This window comes from Actinoplanes sp. NPDC051494 (assembly GCF_044454705.1).
In the GTDB taxonomy this organism is placed as follows: Bacteria; Actinomycetota; Actinomycetes; order Mycobacteriales; family Micromonosporaceae; genus Actinoplanes.
Genome location: NZ_JBITDZ010000003.1, coordinates 270943 through 289813, shown reverse-complemented (window position 1 = coordinate 289813; position 18871 = coordinate 270943). Strand labels below are relative to the sequence as shown.

Here is an 18871-nt window from a genome sequence, read left to right as displayed (position 1 = left end):
ACCACACCTTTACGTCCGTTTTGTGGACGCCTCTTTGTGCAACTGCGGCTCAGGAGTGTCTTCGCGCCCCTGTCATCGGGCCACCTTCACAGCTGCCGGTGGCTCTCTCGTCCGATGGGGTGCCGGGGCGTTACTCGGTTCCATCACTGCCGTGGCCAGCACGTTAACGGCGGGACAGGAGTCGTCGCGAGCGATTTACCGGCAGGACGTGAGCGCCCTCACACTTTCGCTCACGTGAGCCTCGTCGCCCCTGCTCAAGTTGATCAAGCATTCGGCGTAACCTCGGGGTTGTGACTATTGCTCCCGAGGGCCGCCGCATGCTGCGCATCGAGGCGCGCAACGCCGAAACTCCCATCGAGCGGAAACCTCCGTGGATCAAGGTCAAGGCCAAGATGGGCCCGGAATACACGCACATGCGTGGGCTCGTCCAGAAAGAGGGCCTGCACACGGTCTGCCAGGAAGCCGGCTGCCCCAACATCTACGAGTGCTGGGAAGACCGCGAGGCCACCTTCCTCATCGGCGGTGACCAGTGCACCCGCCGCTGCGACTTCTGCCAGATCGACACCGGCAAGCCGGCCGAGTTCGACGCCGACGAGCCCCGTCGCGTCGGCGAGTCCGTGGCCACCATGGGCCTGAAGTACGCGACCGTCACCGGCGTCGCCCGCGACGACCTCCCCGACGGCGGCGCCTGGCTCTACGCGGAGACGGTCCGCCAGATCCACAAGCTCCAGCCCGGCTGCGGCGTCGAGCTCCTCATCCCCGACTTCAACGCGGACCCGGAGCAGCTCGCCGAGGTCTTCGGCGCGACCCCCGAGGTCCTCGCCCACAACGTCGAGACGGTCCCGCGCATCTTCAAGCGCATCCGCCCGGGCTTCCGCTACGAGCGCTCCCTCAACGTCATCACCCAGGCCCGCGCCGCCGGCCTGGTCACCAAGAGCAACCTCATCCTCGGCATGGGCGAGGAGCGCGAAGAGGTCTCCCAGGCCCTGCGCGACCTGCACGGCGCCGGCTGCGAGCTGATCACCATCACGCAGTACCTCCGGCCCACCCCCCGCCACCACCCGGTCGAGCGCTGGGTCAAGCCCGAGGAATTCGTCGAGCTCCGCGAGGAAGCCGAGCAGATCGGCTTCGCCGGCGTCATGTCCGGCCCCCTGGTCCGCTCGTCCTACCGAGCCGGCCGCCTCTACCAGCAGGCCCTCGCCGCCCGCGGCTGACCTGTCCCGGCCACCCTCTGCGGGCTGATGCGCCCCGCTCCGCCCGCAGCCCAGCCCCGCTCAGCCCGCAGCCCAGCCCCGCTCAGCCCGCAGCCCAGCCCCGCTCAGCCCGCAGCCCAGCCCCGCTCAGCCCGCAGCCCAGCCCCGTTTCCCCGGCTGGCCTGACCCGCTGAGCCCGCCGCGGGCCGCCCGGCCTCACCGGCCGCCCAGCCTCACCCATCTCACGGAACTGCCCGGTTGGCCCACGCCAGCCGGGCAGTTTCCACATGAGGCACCGGCTCGGCCCGGTTCAGTGCGGGCCCGGCCGGCTTCCTCGACCAAGACCCCCGACTACGGCCCCTACATTGGCCCCGGCAGGCTTCAACGGCCGCGACACCTACCCGGTCCCCTGAAGGTTTCCCCAGCCAAGACCCCCACACGACCCCCGGCAGCCCTCCCCAGCCAAGACCCTCACATGGACCCCGCCGGCTTCCTCGGCCAAAGCCTCACACGGGCCGTCGTCTTCCCCGGCCACGGACGCCAGACCGCCTTTCGGCGGCACAGGCCCGGTGAGCTTCCCCGGCCGCAATCACCCCCGCCTCGGCTTCATCGGCCTCGGCTGCCGACGGGCTTCCCGACCACGGCCACCAACCGGTCGCGTCCGCGGGGGTCATGTCGCGGCCTACGCCGTCGTGGTGATGTCGCGGCCTGCGCCGTCTCGGTGGAGTCGCGGCCCGCGCTGACGCGGTGATGTCACGACCCGCGGTGGTCAGCGGCCGTCGAGGTTTTCGCGGACCTGGGCGGCGATGCGGGCGAGCGCGACGCCGAGGTGGCGCTGCTGGGCGGTGGTGACCGGGCCGAATACCAGGTTTCTGACCTGCTCGACGTGGGCCGGGGCGCTGGCCTCGACCTTCCGCAGGCCGGCGTCGGTCAGGGTCGCGAGGGTGTAGCGCCCGTTGTCCGGGTCGGGGTACCGGGTGACCCAGCCTTGGTGCTCGAAACGGACCATCAGCTTGGACAGCCGCGGCTGGGTGCTGTCGCACTGCACCGCCAGGTCGCTGAGCCGCATCGTGCGTGACTCGATCATGGACAGCCGGGCCATGACGCTGTACTCGAAGTTGGAGATGCCTTCGTCCCGCTGCAACTGGCGGTCCAGCAGCATCGGCAGCCCGATGACCACGGTGCGCAGATCCTGCCACACCTGCTGCTGCTCGTCGTCGAGCCAGTGGGGGGAGCCGGTCATGTGCGCAGCCTACTCGACCGGAAGTGCTGCCCCGCCACCCATGTTGACTTGCCTAGGCAAGTCAGCGACACTCATCTTCAGTTGCCTAGGCAAGTCCGGATGAGGGAGAGAACCATGCAAGCGATCCGTTACCACGAGTTCGGCGGCACCGAGGTCCTGCGCCAGGAGGAGGTCGAGCAGCCGGTCCCCGGTGCCGGTCAGGTGCTGGTGCAGGTGACGGCCACCTCGTTCAATCCCGTCGACGACCACATCCGGCTGGGTGTCCTCGCCGAGATGATCCCCACCCCGCTGCCGATCACCCCCGGCCTCGACCTGGCCGGCACCGTCGCGGCGCTCGGCGACGGCGTCAGCGGGCTGCGGGTCGGCGACCCGGTCATCGCCATGTTCCCGCTCGACGAGCACGGCGGAGCCGCCGAGTACGCGGTCGTCGCGGCCGGCCTGGTCACCGCCGCTCCCCGCAACATCACGCTGGCCGACGCCGCGGCGCTGCCCCTGACCGGGCTGGCCGCCCGTCAGGCTGCGGTCGAGCTCGCCGGGATCACGGCCGGGCAGACCGTTCTCGTCAACGGGGCGGGCGGGGCGGTGGGCGGCATCGTGGTCCAGCTCGCCGTCGCCGCCGGCGCGCACGTCACCGCCGTCGACGGCGCCCAGCACACCGACCGCCTGACCCGGTACGGCGCGGAGCAGGTCGTCGGCCCGCTGGACCTCGACGCGGGCCCGGCCGCTGTCGGTGGGCCGTTCGACGTGGTGGTGAACCATGTCCGGCTGGCTCCGGAGGACCTCGCGAAGCTGACCTCGTACGTGGCCGACGGCGGCATCGTCGTCAGCTCCGCCGGCCCGGTGCCGGCCGACGAGGGGCGCTCGGTGCGTACGGCGGGTGTGTGGGTCGGTCCCGACGCCGCCCACCTGGCCGACCTCGTCTCGCGGGTCGACAACGGCGTGCTCGAGCTGCACATCGCCGACCGCCGGTCGCTGGCCGAACTGCCGGCCGTCCACCAGGAGGCGAGCGACGGCAAGCTGCTCGGCAAGACGGTCATCGTCGTCGGCTGAGCGCCCGGGGTCAGTCCAGCAGGCCGAGGCGGTGGGCGACGGCCGCCGCCTCGCCCCGGCCGGTGACCTCGAGTTTCGCGATGATGCGGGAGACGTGGACGCTGGCGGTCTTGGGCGAGATGTAGAGCAGTTCCGCGATCCGGGGGTTGCTCTTGCCTTCCGCCACCAGCCGGAGCACCTCGCGTTCCCGGCCGGTCAGGGTCTCGGCCCCGGCGACCGACGCGTGGGCGGCCGAGCGCATGCCGATCCGGCGCGCGAGGGTGTCGGCCTCGGAGGTCAGGGCCGCGGCACCGAGCGCCCGGGAGATGGCCGCAGCTTCCTCCAGCGCTTCAGCGGCCGTCACCCGTTCGCCGGCCGCGGCCGAGGCCTCGGCGAGTCGCAACAGGGCGACCGCGAGCTGGTAGCGCTGTCCGTCGGCCCGCCACGCGTGCACGGCGGCTCTCCACCGGCCAGGGCCGCCGCCGACGGTCGCGTCGACGTGGGCCGCGTAAGCATGATCGGCCGGGTATCGCCGCGGCATCCGCTCCGCGGTCGCGGCAGCCCACCCGAGGATCTCCGCGGACCCGGCCCCCGGGTCCGAGGTCGGCAAGGAATTAGAGGAACCAGCCGCAACGGGACCGGCAAGAGCCGGGACGGCGGGAGCGGATGCCGCGGCCGTTGCTATCGCGGACAGGAGGGGCCAGCCGTAGCGGGGGCGTTCGATGATCCCTGGCTCGGTCATCGCCATGCGGGCTGCGCTCAAGACGGTGGCGTGGTCTCCCGCGTGCAAGGCTCCCTGGATGCGTAGCTCCAGGAGGGACAGCCGGTTCTCCCGGTCGACGTAGGGCCGGGCCAGGAAGGCGACCGCTCGCTGGACCAGCGGCTGCGCTCCGTCGTGACCGCGGGCGAGGCGTAACCTGGCGCGTAGCTGCAGCCAGGGCAACGCGAGCGTGCCCGGTGGATCCAGGCGGGCGGCCTCGGCGTGCCGGGCGTCGGCCTCGTCCCAGCGGCCGAGGGCGATCAGGGCTTCCGCGTGGTTGGTGAGCAGGAAGACACCCTTGGTACGGCCCACGCCGACCCGGTCCGCGTACGGGATGCCCTCTTCCGCGGCGGCGGCCGATTCCGCGTAGCGGCCCAGTTCGAAGAGCGAGTCCGAGATGATCACCAGGGTCCGGACCAGGTTGGGCAGGTCGCCGGCGTGGCGGGCGCGGTCCGCGGCGGCGATCATCGCGGGCAGGCCGTCCTCGGCGGCGATGCGGCCGGCGCACAGCAGGCCGTAGGTGATGGCCGCCGCGGCCGTGTCGGCGACGTCGCCGGTGAAGGCCGCCGACGCCCTCGCCGTGGCCGCGACCTCGGCGGCCAGGTCGTCGTCGATGCCGCCGAGGGACTGGGAGACGTCCGCGAGGAGCAGGACCCGTTCGGGGACGTCGGGTGCGTCGCGGAGCAGGTTGTACGCCGCCCTTGCCTCGGTCGCGCCGTTGCTGGTGCCGGCGTTGTAGAGCAGTTTGGCCCGGCGGACGAGCAGGCGGGCGGCGCGCAGTGGTTCGGCGGCCGCGTCGAGGTCGGACAGGGCGGCCCGGGTCAGTTTGAGGGCGCGCTGGTGGTCGCCGGCGTCGATGGCCGCGAGCGCCGCCTCCTCGAGCAGGTCGACGTGGCCGGCGTCGAGCAGCCGGGCCGCGTCGCCGACCACCTCCCACAGGTCGAGCACCCGTTCCAGCAGCCGGGACTGTTCCGCGTACGCGTTCTGGGCTCTCGCCGTGCCGGCCGCCACCCGGGCCGCGACCAGGGCCCGGGGGTAGTCGCGGGCCGCGTGCCAGTGGTGGGCGATCTCGGCCGGGGCCCGGCCCGCCGCGACCAGTGTGGGCAGTTCGGTGAGCGTCTCGGCGTAGCGGACGTGCAGCCGGGCGTGCTCGCCGGGCAGCAGGTCGTCGTGCACGGCCTCGCGGACCAGCGCGTGCCGGAACTCGTAGCCGCCGTCGGCCTCGACGGTGATCAGCTGGGCCGCGACCGCCGAGCGCAGCGCGGTCTCGAGGTCCGCCTCGGGCATCCCGGCGACCCGGATGAGCGTCTCGTGGCCGAAGCTGGTGCCGCCGACCGCCGCGACCCGCAGCACCCGCTGGGCCTGGTCGCCGAGCTGGTCGACCCGGCTGAGCAGCAGGTCGCGCAGGCTGTGCGGGATGTCGCAGCAGACGGGATCGGCGGAGGCGGCGAACTGTTCGATGAAGAACGGGTTGCCCTGGGCGCGGTCGTGGACCGTGTCGGCGAGGGCCGGTTCGGGCTCGGTGCCGAGCAGGTGGGTCAGCATCTCGGTGGTGCCGTCGCGGTCCAGCCGGTCGACGTCGGCGCGCTGGACGCCGCGCACCCGGTCGAGCTCGGCAAGGAACGGGCGCAGCGGGTGGCCGCGGTGCAGCTCGTCGGTGCGATAGGTGGCGACCAGCAACACCTGCGGGAGGCGGGCGGAGCGGGCCAGGAACCCGATGAGGTCGCGGGTGGAACGGTCGGCCCAGTGCAGGTCCTCGAGGACGAGCACCAGCGGGCGGTCCGCGGAGATCCGCGCGAACAGGCCCGCGACCAGGTCGAAGAGGTAGCCGCGGCGTTGGGTCAGCTCGGTCTCCGGGGCGGGGCCGAGCTCCGGCAGCAGGTGGGCGAAGCGGTCGTCGAGCACGCCGGGGCCGTCGGTGCGGGCGAGCTCCCGCAGGGCCGCCGCGAACGGGGCGAACGGGAGTCCCTCCTCGCCGAGTTCGAGGCATTGCCCGGTGAGGACGCGTAAACCGTCAGCGGAGGCCGTACGGGAAAATTCCTCGACGAGGCGGGTCTTGCCGACGCCGGCCTCACCACCGACCAGGACCGCGGCGAATTCGCCGCCGCGGGTGCGCTTGAGCGCATCCCGCAGCGCGGCCAGGTCGGCCTCCCGACCGACCAGGACCGCACTGCTGGGGTGCGCTGTCACGGTTTCGAGCATGCCATGCCCGTACGACACGTTCAGCCCCGAACGTGGCCGGCCCGGTCCTCCGGGGTTCGGCGGCGCCGGCCACGGATGGCTTCCCGGGCCAGCCGGTGGGCGTCGGCCTCGCGCCGGAGCTGCGCGATCCGTAGGTCGTGGATGGCGAGCAGGATCCCTGGATCTCCGTAATTGAACATGTCAGTGACTCTTCGCGCGCAGTCCCCGGCGCCACATCCGTAAGGTGCCGCATATCCGGCCGGGCGTGACTCCTTACCCGGGCATCCTGCCCCGCTGAGGCGGTGACCCGACCCTTACACTTTCGGGTATGGCAAAGCCCCAGGAGAAGGTGTCGTTCCGCGAGCGGCTGAAGCAGATCGGCCAGGTGTTCGCATTCACGGCACGGCAGGACAAGTGGTTCGTTCCGTTGCTGATCGCGGCGGTGCTGATCCCCATCGCCGTGGCGGTGCTGCTGTTCCTGCTGGGGCTCGGCTGGGTGTGGATCCCGATCGGTGTCATGGTGGCGTTGCTGGCCGGCCTGATCGTGCTCAACCTGCGCTCGAACACCGCGATGATGAACTCCGCCGAGGGGCAGCCCGGCGCCGCCGCCTCGATCATGGAGAACCTGCGCGGTGACTGGCGGGTCCGCCCGGCGGCCAGCTCCACGACCCAGTTCGACATGGTGCACGTGGTGATCGGCCGTCCCGGCGTGATCCTGCTCGGCGAGGGCCAGCAGCAGCGGGTCCGCACGCTGGTGAGCCAGGAGAAGCGCCGCCTCTCCAAGGTCATCGGCAACGCCCCGATGTACGACTACGTCATCGGTACCCAGGAGGGTGAGCTGTCGATCCGCAAGCTGCGGACCACGATGATGAAGCTGCCGCGCAACCTCACCGGCAAGGACGTCAACGCTCTCGACAAGCGCCTCGGCGCGCTGATGGCCCGCCCGCAGATGCCCAAGGGCGCCATCCCGAAGAACATGCGCCCCACCAAGGGCATGAGCCGCCAGCAGCGCCCGCGCTGACCATGACCCGAGAACGGCCCGGCGGTTCGCCGGGCCGTTCTGTCATTGCGGGACCGGCCCGGTCGACACCGGCACCTGACCCCCGCGACCGCCGTGGCGGACTCGACGGCCTCGGCGGCAAAGCTGATGCCGCACGGTTCAGTGGCCTCGGCCCGCGCACCGATGACATTGACCGTGATCCAGGTGCCGTCCGGGCTCACCACGGCCGACTCCGCGCTGCGGGCCCCGGCACATGGTGGATCCGCTACTTCGACTACCTGTGATTCTTATTCCCGGTCGAGCCCCGGCGGCAGGGCGTCCTCGCCGGGATCGACCCGGTGAGCGTTGACCAGGGGGTCCTGCCGGAGGTCGTCGATCAGCGTGGCCGGGCCACCGAGACAGCTCCAGGTGTCGTCCCACAGCGCCGAGACCAGCCACGACCGGTCGGCGGGGAAGAACAGGTCGGGCAGGGCGCCGTTCCCGTCGCGCATGTGCCCGGTCCGCCAGGTGAGTGCCTGCTCGGGGCCGGCTTCGGCGAGCACGTACGGCCAGTCCGAGTAGAGCAGCACCCGGGGAGCGTCGGCGAACACGACGTCGTGGGCGCCGGTCTCGAGATAGCCCAGCCACCAGGGTTGCCCGATGGTGTGCCGGAGCAGCGCCGCGACGACGGCGCGCTCATGGTCCATGACCGGTACGTCCTCCGGCGCGTGGAATGTGGCGTACGCCTCGAAGACCGGCGGGATCGCCGAGGTGACCGTGAGCCCTGGCCCGGTCTGCTCCACGATCCACGCCACGTCCAGCGGGCCACCTATCCGGATCATCCCGCCACCTCACTTTCGTACGGTCAGGGTCATTAGGCGCCGGCCGGTTCGCGGTCCTGGAGGTAGGTGGTGTCCTCCAGGCGGGCCATGTCGGCGTACAGGTCCGGGCGTCGCCCTGAACGGTGCGGCACCGACGAGAACGGCGGTCACTCCCGGCGTGGAGCCGGAGGTGACCGCCGTTGTCAGCGTCGGAACGGATCAGACGTTGTAGTACATCTCGAACTCGTGCGGGGTCGGACGCAGGCGCACCGGGTCGATCTCGTTGGTGCGCTTGTAGTCGATCCAGGTGGAGATGAGGTCCGGCGTGAAGACGCCGCCCGCGGTGAGGAAGTCGTTGTCCGCCTCGAGCGAGTTGAGGACCGCGTCGAGCGAGCCCGGGACCTGCTTGACGCTGCCCCACTCCTCCGGCGGCAGGTCGTAGAGGTCCTTGTCGATCGGGGCCGGGGGCTCGATCTTGTTCTTGATGCCGTCGAGGCCGGCCATCATCTGCGCCGAGAACGCCAGGTACGGGTTCGACGACGGGTCCGGGACGCGGAACTCGACGCGCTTCGCCTTGGGGTTGCTGCCCGTCACCGGGATGCGGGTGCAGGCGGAGCGGTTGCGCTGCGAGTAGACCAGGTTGACCGGGGCCTCGTAGCCGGGCACGAGGCGCCGGTAGGAGTTGACGGTCGGGTTGGTGAACGCGAGCAGCGACGGCGCGTGGTGCAGCAGGCCGCCGATGTACCAGCGGGCCATGTCCGACAGGCCGGCGTAACCGGTCTCGTCGTAGAACAGCGGCTCGCCACCGAGCCAGAGGCTCTGGTGGGTGTGCATGCCGGAACCGTTGTCCCCGAAGAGCGGCTTCGGCATGAACGTCGCGGTCTTGCCGGCCGCGACCGCGGTGTTCTTGATGATGTACTTGAACATCTGCATCTGGTCGCCGGCGTGCAGCAGCGTCGAGAACTTGTAGTTGATCTCGCCCTGGCCCGCGGTGCCGACCTCGTGGTGCGAGCGCTCCACGGTGAAGCCGACGTCGATCAGGCGGCGCACCATCGTGTCGCGCAGGTCGGAGTAGTGGTCGAGCGGCGAGACCGGGAAGTAGCCACCCTTGTAGGCGGTCTTGTAACCGAGGTTGCCACCCGGCTCCTCGCGGCCCGAGTTCCAGGCGCCCTCGATGGAGTCGATGTAGTAGTACGCCTGGTTGGCGGCCGTCTCGTGGCGGATCGAGTCGAAGATGTAGAACTCGGCCTCGGCACCGAAGTAGGCGGTGTCGGCGATGCCGCTCGACGCCAGGTAGGTCTCGGCCTTCTTCGCCACGTTCCGCGGGTCACGGGAGTAGGCCTCACGCGTGAACGGGTCGTGGATGAACCAGTTCAGCGCCAGCGTCTTCTGGATCCGGAACGGGTCGATGAAAGCGGTGGTGACGTCCGGCAGCAACATCATGTCGGACTCGTGGATGGCCTGGAACCCGCGGATCGAGGATCCGTCGAAGGCGAGGCCGTCGGTGATGACGCTGTCGTCGAACGACTCCACCGGCATGTTGAAGTGCTGCATCACGCCGGGAAGGTCACAGAACCGTACGTCGACGAACTTGACGTCCTCGTCTTTGAGGTATCGCAGGAGTTCCTCGGGATTGGCGAACACACGTCCTCCTGGCACAGATTTCTTCAGTACACGAGGCGGCGTGGGCCGCCACGGTGGCTAGGCTGGTCGCGACGCTATGGGAAGCCGGTTGCTCAGGCGTATCCCAAATGTTTCCGCCGTGTTAAGGACGCTGTGAACTGCGCGCGAACCCCCAGACCCTATCGCTGGTCGCGGGGCTGAGGGGGAGAATCCCAAGCTCTACGGTTACTCTCACGTCCCGTGGCGACACGCAACAGCGACACCCCCGGACACGCCCTCGACCCGGCACGGCTGGAACCGGGCGGCTTCGGCCGCCGGCTCGCCGCGCTGCTCATCGACTGGGCCCTCTGCATGCTGGTCGCCAGCTTCTACGCCGATCCCCGGGTCGTCCCGTGGCCGCCGGTCGTGGTGCTCATCGTGGTCAACACGGTCTTCATCGGCCTGTTCGGACAGACCCCGGGCATGGCACTGGCCCGGCTCCGCTGCGTCTCGGTCGCCGACGGCGGTGCGATCGGTCTGCTCATGGCACTGCTGCGGGCGGTGCTGCTGGCCCTCTTCGTACCCGCGGTGATCATGGACTCCCAGCAGCGCGGCCTGCACGACCGCGCGGTCGGCTCGATGGTGGTCCGTCAGCCCCGCCCCACCGCCTGACCTGACCGGACCGCGGCGGGAACCTCGTCGTGGGCGGGGTCGGCGGAGCCGGCCGTGAGCGGCATCCACACCAGCATCGCGACGCCGAACAGCACGTACAGGTTGGCGCCGAGGATCGGCAGCGGCGGTCGCGGACCACCGTCGTACAGGAACGTCACCCGGGTGTTCACCAGCGCGTACCAGCCGGCGGCGCCGTAGAACGTCCGCTTGTGCCGGGGCCAGCCCTCGATGCACCGGACCAGCACGGGCAGCAGCCAGACGCAGTGATGGACCCAGGTGACCGGGCTGAGCAGCAGGCTGAGCGTGCCGGTCAGGGCCAGCGCCCCGAGCGGGTCCGCCCGGCGCACCCGCCAGGCCCAGACACCGAGGGCGGCCAGCACGACCAGAATCCACAGCACCGACTCGGACTCGTCGAACGGGCCCCGGGCGAGCAGCCCGCGCAGCGACTGGTTGGACACGTACTCGAGGTTGCCGACCCGGTTGGTGTCCCAGAGCGCCGCGGTCCAGAACTCGCGGGACGCGTCCGGCCACAGCCCGGCGGCGAGCAGCGTGGCCGCCGCGCTGGTGGCGATCGCCGTGCCCGCCGCCCGCCAGCGCCGGATGACCAGCAGATAGAGGATGAAGACGCCGGGGGTCAGTTTGATCGCGGTGGCCAGGCCGATGCCCACGCCGGCCCAGCGCCGGCCCCGGGACACCCCGAACAGCACGTCGGCGGCGACCAGCGCCAGCAGCAGCATGTTGACCTGACCGAAACCGAACGTCTCGCGGACCGGTTCGAAGATCAGCGCGAAGCAGCTCGCCAGCGCCAGCGCGTACCAGGGCTGCCACCCGTGCCGGCGGATCAGCGGGGCCACCAGCCACCACGTGACCAGCACGGTCACCAGCACGGTGGCGATCGAGGCGAGCGTGATCACCGCCCACACCGGCAGGTACGCCATCGGGGCCATGACCAGCGCCGCGAACGGCGGATAGGTGAAGCCGTACGGACTACCGCTGAGCAGGTAGTCGTAGACCATCCCCCCGTCGCGGAACCAGTACCGGACCGCGCCGGAGTAGACGGTCGAGTCGAAGTAGAAGTGGTGGATCGCCGACCAGACGAGCACCCCCGCTGCGGTCAGGGTCAGGACGACGAGGAGCGGGATCCGGTATCGGGTCACGCGGCCACCTTACGGGCGCGGTGCCGGCGGACCCGGACCACGGCCAGGGTGAGCAGCACGGATGTGACGACGATCGCGCCGGGCACCCGGGTGTAGAGCCCCCAGTTGTACCCGGCCGGGGTGGTCAGGGTGGCCGCGAGCGCGACGAGTCCCAGCAGCCATCGGCTCTCCGCACGGGTCGCGGCGAGCACCGCGAGGGGCCAGACCGCGTACCAGGGGTGGAACACCGGCGCGCAGAGCACGGTGGCGGCCAGTGCGAGCCCGGCACCCCCGAGCGCCCCACCGTCGCGGGCGGTCCGCCACCAGAGCAGCACGAGCAGGACAGCGAGCAGCGCGACACCGGCTAGGCGGGTCGCGGGCACCGCGTCGTACCCGGTCAGGGCCTTGATCGTGAGGCCGACGGCAGTGGGGGGCGAGCCCCAGGTCACGCTGTCGCCGCTGCGCAGCAGGCCGGCCACCCAGCCCACGCCGCGGCCGGAGGCCAGGCTGAGCAGGGCGGTGGCGAGCACCAGCCCGCCGCCGATCGCCGCCGTCGCCCGGAGCACCGGGCGCCACGCCACGGCCGGCACCGCGGCCAGCACCGCGAACGGCACGACGACGATCGCGGTCGCCTTGACGCCCACCGCGAGTCCCAGCAGCGCCCCGGCCGCGACCAGCCGGGCCGGTGACGACGGTGACGCGAGGGCGAGTCCGACAACGATCAGCCCGACCATGAGCGCGTCGTTGTGCGCGCCGGAGATCAGGTGGACCAGCACGACCGGGCAGGCCAGCACGAGCCAGACCGCCTTGGCCGGGTCGAGGCCGGACCGCCGGGCCAGCACCGGCACGCCCACCGCGATCATGGCCACGCCGGCCAGCGCGACCACCCGCAACCCCGCGATCACCCCGGCGAGCGAGTCGCCCGCCAGACCGACGATCCGGGCCGCGAGCAGCAGGAACAGCGGACCGTACGGGGCCGGCGAGTCCAGCCACGACGACGCCACCGAGCCCAGCCACGGGCAGCCGTGCGCACCGACCCCGCCCGCGTACGGATCTCCGCCGGAGAACTGCACATACCCCTGACACGCGTACGAGTAGACGTCCGCACTGCCCAGCGGCAGGAACGGGAGCACCGGCAGGAACCACAGCCCCGCCGTGACCACCGCCCACCGCACCGAGGGCACCACGTGCCGGCCGAACCACCACGCCAGGATCAGGATCGCGGTGCCGGTGACCCAGAGGATCGGCAGCAGCACCCCACGCTGGCCACTGAGCAGGGTCACCGGATTGATGCTGGGCACCCGCTCGTATCCGGCGCCGCCGAGCCAGGCGGTGCCGGCGGTCGCGACGCTGCCGGCCAGCCCACCCCAGCGGATCAGGCGTGGACTCACCCGCATACCGGGACCTCTGGGGCCGGGACCTCCGGGGCCGGGACAGGGGTGCGCAGCCAGCGGACCGCCCGCCAGGCCACCCAGCCGGCCAGTCCGGTGACCAGGAACGCGAACGGCACCTGCAGCGGTTTCCACGCGCCGTCGCCGTTCGGCAGGATCAGGAACATCGAGGCCACCACGGCGGCGTCCAGCCACCGGGTCCCGGCCGCGGCGACCGCCCAGAGCACGAGCGGCCAGAACAGGTACCAGGGCTGGGTGATCGGGGCCAGGAAGATGACGACGAGGCAGGCCAGTCCGGCGCCGTGCAGCGCGTCGCCGCGCCGGAACCGCCACCAGAGCACCACCAGTGAGATCAGCATCACGACCAGCGCGACCGCGCGGACGGCGGGCACCACGTCGATCTCGGCGCCGAACCATGTGCCGACCGCGTTGACGGCGATCCCGACCGCGGTGGGCGGCGATGTCCAGCTGCGCGAATCCCCCGCGCCGGACAGCGCGGTCGCCCAGCCGAAGCCCAGGCCCGAGCCGAGGGAGAGCACGACCAACCCGGCCAGGGCGCCGCCGACGACCGCTCCCCCGCGCCGCGCGAACCGCATGATCCCGTCGCGGGTCAGCTCCAGCCCACCGGCGGCCAGCAGCGCCGCGAACGGCAGCACGACCCCGATGGTGGCCTTGATCGCGATCGCCGCCCCGATCACCGCCCCGCCGAGCAGCAGGAAGCGGCGCCCGGCAGCGACCAGGGCCAGCCCGCCGACCAGCAACAGCATCGTCAGCGCGTCATTGTGCCCGCCACCGATGACATGCACCATGACCAGCGGGCTGCACAGCACCAGCCACAGCGCCCGCGACCCGTCCACGCCCACGCGGCGGGCCAGCGGCGGCAGCACGAACGCCAGCGCCAGCATCGCCAGCGCCGCGACGACCCGGAAGATCCCCAGCGCCACGGCCTGCGAGCCGAACGACGCGGCCAGCCCGGACACCACGATCCACAGCGGCCCGTACGGCGTGGGCGTCGTGCGCCACACCACCGAGACCGAGTCCAGCCAGGGACAGGGCTGCTCCGAGATCGACGAGACCGAGGGATTGAAACCGGCGCCGAACAACGACCCCTGACACGCGTACGCGTACATGTCGCGGCTGGCCAGCGGAGGCACGAAGAGCAGCGGCAGCATCCACAGCGCGGCCGTCGCGACGATCCACCCGCGCGTCAGCTCGAGCCGCCGCCCCCACCACCAGGCCAGGCACAGTGCGGTCAGACCGACGATCCAGAGCACCATGATGGGTACGCCGTGCGGGCCCCGCAGGATACTCACGACGGACACCCCCCGCCGGATCCACGTCGGCGCCCCGAACAGCACGGCGTCCGCGGCGCAGCACAGCGCACCGAGAAAGCCCAGCCACCGCACCCCGGCCGGGGTCCTGAGCAGGCCGGTCACGGGTTCGCCCGCAGGATCGGCACGCCCTCGACGGTCGCCTCGAGGTGGTAGTGCGCGGCCAGGTCCGCCGCGATGCCACCGGACGGGTCGACCGCCTCGGGCGGGGTGTCGAGCAGCACCAGCGCCGGTCGCGCGGGTGAGGCCAGCATCGCGCGCAGCTCCGGCAACGCGTCCGTGATCTTGTCGATCGGCTTGCCCCAGAGGTACGGGTACGGCGACGTGCGGTCGGCCTGGAAGTAGAGCAGCGCCTCCGACTCCAGCACGTAGATCTGCTGCTCCGGTGCGGTGGAAGCCCTGATCACGGCCGCTATCGTCGCGTCCCGGGCGGCCAGTGCGTCGTACGGGATCGTGTCCGCCCGCCGCTGCGCCGGCATCGGCACCAGCGCGACGAGCCAGACCAGCGTGGGCAGCGCCACCAGGCCACCGACCGCCCAGCCCAGCCGGGCCGGGCGCAGCCCCACCACCGCGGCCGCGACCAGCAGCACGAGGGCCGGCAACGGCTGCACGAAGTAGTGCGGCCAGTAGGAGCCGCCCAGGTTGATGCCGACGAACCCGGCGAACAGCCAGCCGCCGAGCACCCACCGGCCACCGCGGTCGAGCAGCCGCCACCCGAGCAGCGACACGAGCAGGATCAGCGCCAGGTCGAACGCGATGTCCCCGGCGTGCCGCCCGAGGTCGGTCAGCCGGGTCGAGGTGTTGGAGCCGTCGCCGCCCATCGCGGTCAGCTGGTAACCGATCAGCGCGGTCCAGTACGCGGACCAGCCGGTGACGATCCCGTGCAGCACCGACGCGAGCAGCGGCACCGCCGTCGCCGCGGCGAACGTGACCACCGCCGACCAGCGGCGCACCAGCACCAGCACGACCAGCCCGACGACCACACCGTCGATCCCGGACTGTTTCATCGTCAGCGCGGTCCCGGCCAGCAGCCCGGCCCCGGCCAGCCACCACAGCGACCGCGACCGTCTCCACCAGAGCACCAGCAGCGCGATCGAGACGGTGGACGGGATGCTCGCCAGCAGCTCACCGTTGAACGTCATGCCCTCGAGGTGCGGCGCGACCCCCACCACGGCGTAGATCCAGGCGGCGGCGATGCCGGTCGCCCGGTTCACCAGCAGCGTGCCGAGCACGGCGAGCGCGACCGTGAGGACGGCCCCGCCGAGCACCACACCGAGCCGGATGGTCCAGCCCGACCCGTCCAGGGCCAGCAGCGCGCGGTAGGTGAGCAGCAGACCCTGCGGCCGGTCGAGCCAGGCCGCGTCGCCGTAGAGCGTCTCGCCGCGTGCCCACTGCCGGGCCACGTACGCGTAGCCGCCCTCGTCCGTCGAGAGGCCGGTGAACAGGAATGGCACGCGCAGCAGCACCGCGAGCACCGCCGCGGCCAGGACCGGCCGGACGGATTCACGCATCGAGGACCCGTTCCATCGCGGCCCGGGAGCGCCGGGTCAGCCGCAGGTACCGGTCGACGAACTCGCCCGGGTCGCCGCCGCCGAGCAGCAGCACCACGCCGGCGAGCTCGACGCCGTGCCGGGGCAGCTGGTCGGTGGGACGGCCGCGGACCAGCGTCAGCGCGTTGCGGACCTGGGCGGCGAGGGTCCAGCCCGCCTCCATCGCGGCGGCGTCCACCTTGTCGATCAGCTTGGCGCCGGCCTCCGCGGTCAGCGCCCCGAGCGTGCGGGTGCGGCGCAGGTCGGGCAGCGCGTACGCATGCCGCAGCTGGAGCAGCTGCACCGCCCATTCCACGTCCGCGAGGCCGCCCCGGCCCAGCTTGGTGTGGGTGTTCGGGTCGGCGCCGCGGGGCATCCGCTCGGTCTCCACCCGGGCCTTGATCCGCCGGATCTCGACGACCTGCTCGCGGGTGAGCCCACCGTCGGGATACCGCATGGTGTCGGCGAGCTGCTCGAACTCCCGGCCGAGGTCGTCGTCGCCGCAGACGAACCGGGCCCGCAGCAGTGCCTGCGACTCCCACACCTTCGACCAGCGGGCGTAATACTGCGCGTACGCGTTGAGGCTGCGCACGAGCGGGCCCTGACGTCCCTCGGGCCGCAGGTCGGCGTCGACGCCGAGCTCCGGGTCGGGGGCGGGCGCGGCCAGCGTGCGGCGCATCTCCTCGGCGATGATCCGCGCGGCCGTGCTGGTCTCCCCGTCGTTCCCGCCCGCGGGCGGGGAGTAGACGAACAGCACGTCGGCGTCGGACGGGTAACTCATCTCGTACCCGCCGAGCCGGCCCATGCCGATCACCGCGAACCGCATGCCCTCGGGCCCCGGGTGCACCCGGCGGGCGACGTGCAGGGCCGCGGCCAGCGTCGCGTCGGTGACGTCGGACAGCGCGATGCCGATCGCGTGCACGTCGAGCGGCTGGGCCGGGGCGAGCTCGCCGGCCCCGCTGAGGATGTCGGCGCAGGCCAGCCGGAACAGCTCGCGGCGGCGGATCGCGCGGACCGCCGCGATGGCCGGTCTCGGATCGGTGGCGTCCTCGCGCAGGTGCCGTTCGGCGGCGGCGATGAACCCGTCGTGCAGCGTGTCACGGTCGCGGGGCAGCAGCTCGGCGTCGTTGGCGAGCAGCCGCAGCGCCTCCGGGTCACGGATGAGCAGGTCGGTCGCGTACTTGGACAGGGCCAGCACCCGGGCCAGCCGGCGGGCGACCGGGCCGCCGTCGCGCAGCAGCCGCAGATACCACGGGGTGCCGCCGAGCTTGTCCGACACGTGCCGGTAGTTGAGCAGCCCGCGGTCCGGCTCCGGCGCGTCGGCGAACTCCTGCAGCAGCATCGGCAGCAGCGTGCGCTGGATGGCCGCGGTGCGGCTCACCCCGCCGGTGAGCGCCTGCAGATGGCGCAGCGCACCGGCCGGGTCGGCGAAGCCCAGCACCTCGAGGCGCCGGCCGGCCGACTCCGGGGTCATCCGCAGCGCCTCGGCGGGCACCCGGGCGACCGCTTCGAGCAGCGGTTGGTACAGCAGCTTGACGTGCAGCCGGCGGACCTGGGCGGCGTGCCCGACCCAGTCCGACCGGAACGCCTCGACCGCGTCGCGGCCGGGCACCGCGCGGTAGCCGAGGGCCGCGGCGAGCCAGCGCAGGGCCTGCGGGTCGTCGGGGACGGTGTGGGTACGCCGCAGGTGCTGCAGTTGCAGCCGGTGCTCGATGCCGCGCAGGAACCGGTAGCCGCGCAGCAGCGTCTCGCCGTCCTCCCGCCCGACGTAGCCACCGGCGACCAGCGCGCGCAGCGTGGGCATCGTGCCGGGGTGGTGCAGCGTCTCGTCGATCCGGCCGTGCACGAGCTGGAGCAGCTGCACCGCGAACTCGATGTCGCGCAGGCCACCGGGCCCCCGCTTGATCTCGCGCTCCACCTCTTTCGGCGGCACGTTCTCGATGATCTTGCGGCGCATGTCGCGCACGTCGGCGACCGCCTCGGGCCGCTCGGCGGCGTGCCAGACCAGCGGCGCGAGATCGTCGATCCACTCCCCCGCCAGCTGCAGGTCACCGGCGGCCGGGCGGGCCTTGAGCAGCGCCTGGAACTCCCATGTGCGCGCCCAGCGCCGGTAGTAGGCCTGGTGGCTCGCGAGCGTGCGGACCAGCGGGCCCCGGTTGCCCTCGGGCCGCAGCGCGGCGTCCACCTGCCACGCCACCTGACCGCAGATCTCGATCAGCCGGGCGGCCACCGTGGTGCCCGCGCTCAGGTCGTCGTCACCGGCGGCCACGAAGATCACGTCCACGTCGGAGACGTAGTTGAGCTCGTTGCCCCCGCACTTGCCCATCGCGATCACCGCCAACCGCGGCTCGCTCGCGCTCTCCGGCAGGCCGGCCACCGCCATCTCGTACGCGGCCACGAGTGTCTCGTCCGCCAGCCGCGACAGTGCCGCCATGGTGGGTTCCAGCCCCTGCCCACCGGTCAGGTCGGCGGCCGCGATGCGCAGCAGGGCCGTGCGATACGCCGTGCGCAGCGCCGGCACGGTCGGCGGCCCGTCACCGAACCCGAGATGCCCGTCCGCGTCCGGTGGCAGCCCGGTCTTGCCGGTGGACAGCACCCGCCACTGGTCCTTGTTGGCGACCAGGTGGTCGCCGAGCGCACTGGACGCGCCGAGCACCGAGATCAGCCGGCGCCGCAGCCCGGCGTCGGCGTGCAGCGCGGTCATGATCACCGCCATCGCCGCGCTGGCGGACAGATCCGTCCCGCCGCTGGGCTGGGCCGGGCCGCCGTTGCTGCGCCGGGCCTCCCGGTCCGCGTTCTCGACCATCCGGTGCAGCTGGCGCAGCGCCAGGTTGGGGTCGGCGGCCCGGGACAGCGAGTGGATCAGGTCGGCCTCCGGCGCACCGGTCGGCTCCTGCGCCTCGAGGTCCCACAGCCCGAGGCCCTCGGGGCCGAGCAGGTCGGCGGCCCGGGAACCGTTGTCCGCGAAGCCGTACCGGGCGAGCCTGCTGGGTCTGGTCACCGC

Annotated in this window: 14 protein-coding genes; 4 read left to right on the top strand and 10 right to left on the bottom strand. The window is 72.2% G+C overall.

Going from position 1 to position 18871, the window contains the following annotated elements:
• The first annotated feature begins 317 nt into the window (after positions 1–317).
• On the top strand, positions 318–1214 hold the full coding sequence (lipA, locus tag ACIA6A_RS13875; RefSeq protein ID WP_396098539.1) for a lipoyl synthase: 897 nt from the start codon (positions 318–320) through the stop codon (positions 1212–1214).
• Positions 1215–1962: 748 nt separating this feature from the next.
• Here lipA and ACIA6A_RS13870 read toward each other — a convergent pair.
• Positions 1963–2436, bottom strand: coding sequence for a MarR family winged helix-turn-helix transcriptional regulator (locus ACIA6A_RS13870; protein ID WP_396097934.1), 474 nt, complete (start codon positions 2434–2436; stop codon positions 1963–1965).
• Positions 2437–2550: 114 nt separating this feature from the next.
• Here ACIA6A_RS13870 and ACIA6A_RS13865 point away from each other — a divergent pair, with 114 nt between their 5' ends.
• Positions 2551–3486 (top strand): NADP-dependent oxidoreductase, encoded by a 936-nt coding sequence (locus ACIA6A_RS13865; protein WP_396097933.1) that lies wholly within the window; start codon positions 2551–2553, stop codon positions 3484–3486.
• 10 nt (positions 3487–3496) lie between these two features.
• Here ACIA6A_RS13865 and ACIA6A_RS13860 read toward each other — a convergent pair whose 3' ends face one another.
• On the bottom strand, positions 3497–6415 hold the full coding sequence (locus tag ACIA6A_RS13860) for an AAA family ATPase (protein ID WP_396097932.1): 2919 nt from the start codon (positions 6413–6415) through the stop codon (positions 3497–3499).
• A 32-nt stretch (positions 6416–6447) separates the two neighbouring features.
• A complete protein-coding gene (locus ACIA6A_RS13855) occupies positions 6448–6606 on the bottom strand; it encodes a hypothetical protein (protein ID WP_396097931.1) in 159 nt (52 codons plus the stop codon).
• A 128-nt stretch (positions 6607–6734) separates the two neighbouring features.
• Between ACIA6A_RS13855 and ACIA6A_RS13850 the strand changes: the two genes are divergently transcribed.
• Positions 6735–7427 carry a DUF4191 domain-containing protein gene (locus tag ACIA6A_RS13850; RefSeq protein WP_396097930.1) on the top strand — a complete coding sequence of 231 codons (693 nt, stop codon included), beginning with the start codon at positions 6735–6737 and terminating at the stop codon, positions 7425–7427.
• A 266-nt stretch (positions 7428–7693) separates the two neighbouring features.
• On the opposite strand, the gene ACIA6A_RS13845 is transcribed toward ACIA6A_RS13850, so the two are convergent.
• On the bottom strand, positions 7694–8227 hold the full coding sequence (locus tag ACIA6A_RS13845; protein ID WP_396097929.1) for a hypothetical protein: 534 nt from the start codon (positions 8225–8227) through the stop codon (positions 7694–7696).
• Between the two features lie 198 nt (positions 8228–8425).
• Positions 8426–9850 (bottom strand): type I glutamate--ammonia ligase, encoded by a 1425-nt coding sequence (gene glnA / locus ACIA6A_RS13840; protein WP_396097927.1) that lies wholly within the window; start codon positions 9848–9850, stop codon positions 8426–8428.
• A gap of 219 nt (positions 9851–10069) precedes the next feature.
• Between glnA and ACIA6A_RS13835 the strand changes: the two genes are divergently transcribed.
• Positions 10070–10480: an RDD family protein gene (locus ACIA6A_RS13835; RefSeq protein ID WP_396097926.1), complete on the top strand. Its 411-nt coding sequence runs from the start codon at positions 10070–10072 to the stop codon at positions 10478–10480.
• Here the strand turns inward: ACIA6A_RS13835 and ACIA6A_RS13830 are convergent.
• Genes ACIA6A_RS13830 through ACIA6A_RS13810 form a run of 5 tightly spaced genes read right to left on the bottom strand, consistent with a single transcriptional unit; the run spans position 10459 to position 18868 of the window.
• Positions 10459–11637 carry a glycosyltransferase 87 family protein gene (locus ACIA6A_RS13830; RefSeq protein ID WP_396097925.1) on the bottom strand — a complete coding sequence of 393 codons (1179 nt, stop codon included), beginning with the start codon at positions 11635–11637 and terminating at the stop codon, positions 10459–10461. The two genes, ACIA6A_RS13835 and ACIA6A_RS13830, sit on opposite strands and share 22 nt — an antisense overlap.
• Positions 11634–13013 carry a polyprenol phosphomannose-dependent alpha 1,6 mannosyltransferase MptB gene (gene mptB / locus ACIA6A_RS13825; RefSeq protein WP_396097924.1) on the bottom strand — a complete coding sequence of 460 codons (1380 nt, stop codon included), beginning with the start codon at positions 13011–13013 and terminating at the stop codon, positions 11634–11636. Before mptB (ACIA6A_RS13825) ends, ACIA6A_RS13830 begins: the two co-directional genes overlap by 4 nt.
• Complete coding sequence (gene mptB, locus ACIA6A_RS13820; protein WP_396097923.1) at positions 13004–14443, bottom strand: polyprenol phosphomannose-dependent alpha 1,6 mannosyltransferase MptB; 1440 nt, start codon at positions 14441–14443, stop codon at positions 13004–13006. Before mptB (ACIA6A_RS13820) ends, mptB (ACIA6A_RS13825) begins: the two co-directional genes overlap by 10 nt.
• Positions 14440–15849, bottom strand: coding sequence for a hypothetical protein (locus ACIA6A_RS13815; RefSeq protein WP_396097922.1), 1410 nt, complete (start codon positions 15847–15849; stop codon positions 14440–14442). The genes mptB (ACIA6A_RS13820) and ACIA6A_RS13815 overlap by 4 nt, the downstream gene beginning before the upstream one ends.
• On the bottom strand, positions 15842–18868 hold the full coding sequence (locus tag ACIA6A_RS13810; protein ID WP_396097921.1) for a bifunctional [glutamine synthetase] adenylyltransferase/[glutamine synthetase]-adenylyl-L-tyrosine phosphorylase: 3027 nt from the start codon (positions 18866–18868) through the stop codon (positions 15842–15844). Before ACIA6A_RS13810 ends, ACIA6A_RS13815 begins: the two co-directional genes overlap by 8 nt.
• Positions 18869–18871 lie beyond the last annotated feature (3 nt).

Excerpts from the sequence above, each read along its gene's own strand:
- lipA (WP_396098539.1), top strand. The coding sequence starts at position 318 with ATGCTGCGCATCGAGGCGCGCAACGCCGAAACTCCCATCGAGCGGAAA.
- ACIA6A_RS13870 (WP_396097934.1), bottom strand. The coding sequence starts at position 2,436 with ATGACCGGCTCCCCCCACTGGCTCGACGACGAGCAGCAGCAGGTGTGG.
- ACIA6A_RS13865 (WP_396097933.1), top strand. The coding sequence starts at position 2,551 with ATGCAAGCGATCCGTTACCACGAGTTCGGCGGCACCGAGGTCCTGCGC.
- ACIA6A_RS13855 (WP_396097931.1), bottom strand. The coding sequence starts at position 6,606 with ATGTTCAATTACGGAGATCCAGGGATCCTGCTCGCCATCCACGACCTA.
- ACIA6A_RS13850 (WP_396097930.1), top strand. The coding sequence starts at position 6,735 with ATGGCAAAGCCCCAGGAGAAGGTGTCGTTCCGCGAGCGGCTGAAGCAG.
- ACIA6A_RS13845 (WP_396097929.1), bottom strand. The coding sequence starts at position 8,227 with ATGATCCGGATAGGTGGCCCGCTGGACGTGGCGTGGATCGTGGAGCAG.
- mptB (WP_396097924.1), bottom strand. The coding sequence starts at position 13,013 with ATGCGGGTGAGTCCACGCCTGATCCGCTGGGGTGGGCTGGCCGGCAGC.
- ACIA6A_RS13815 (WP_396097922.1), bottom strand. The coding sequence starts at position 15,849 with ATGCGTGAATCCGTCCGGCCGGTCCTGGCCGCGGCGGTGCTCGCGGTG.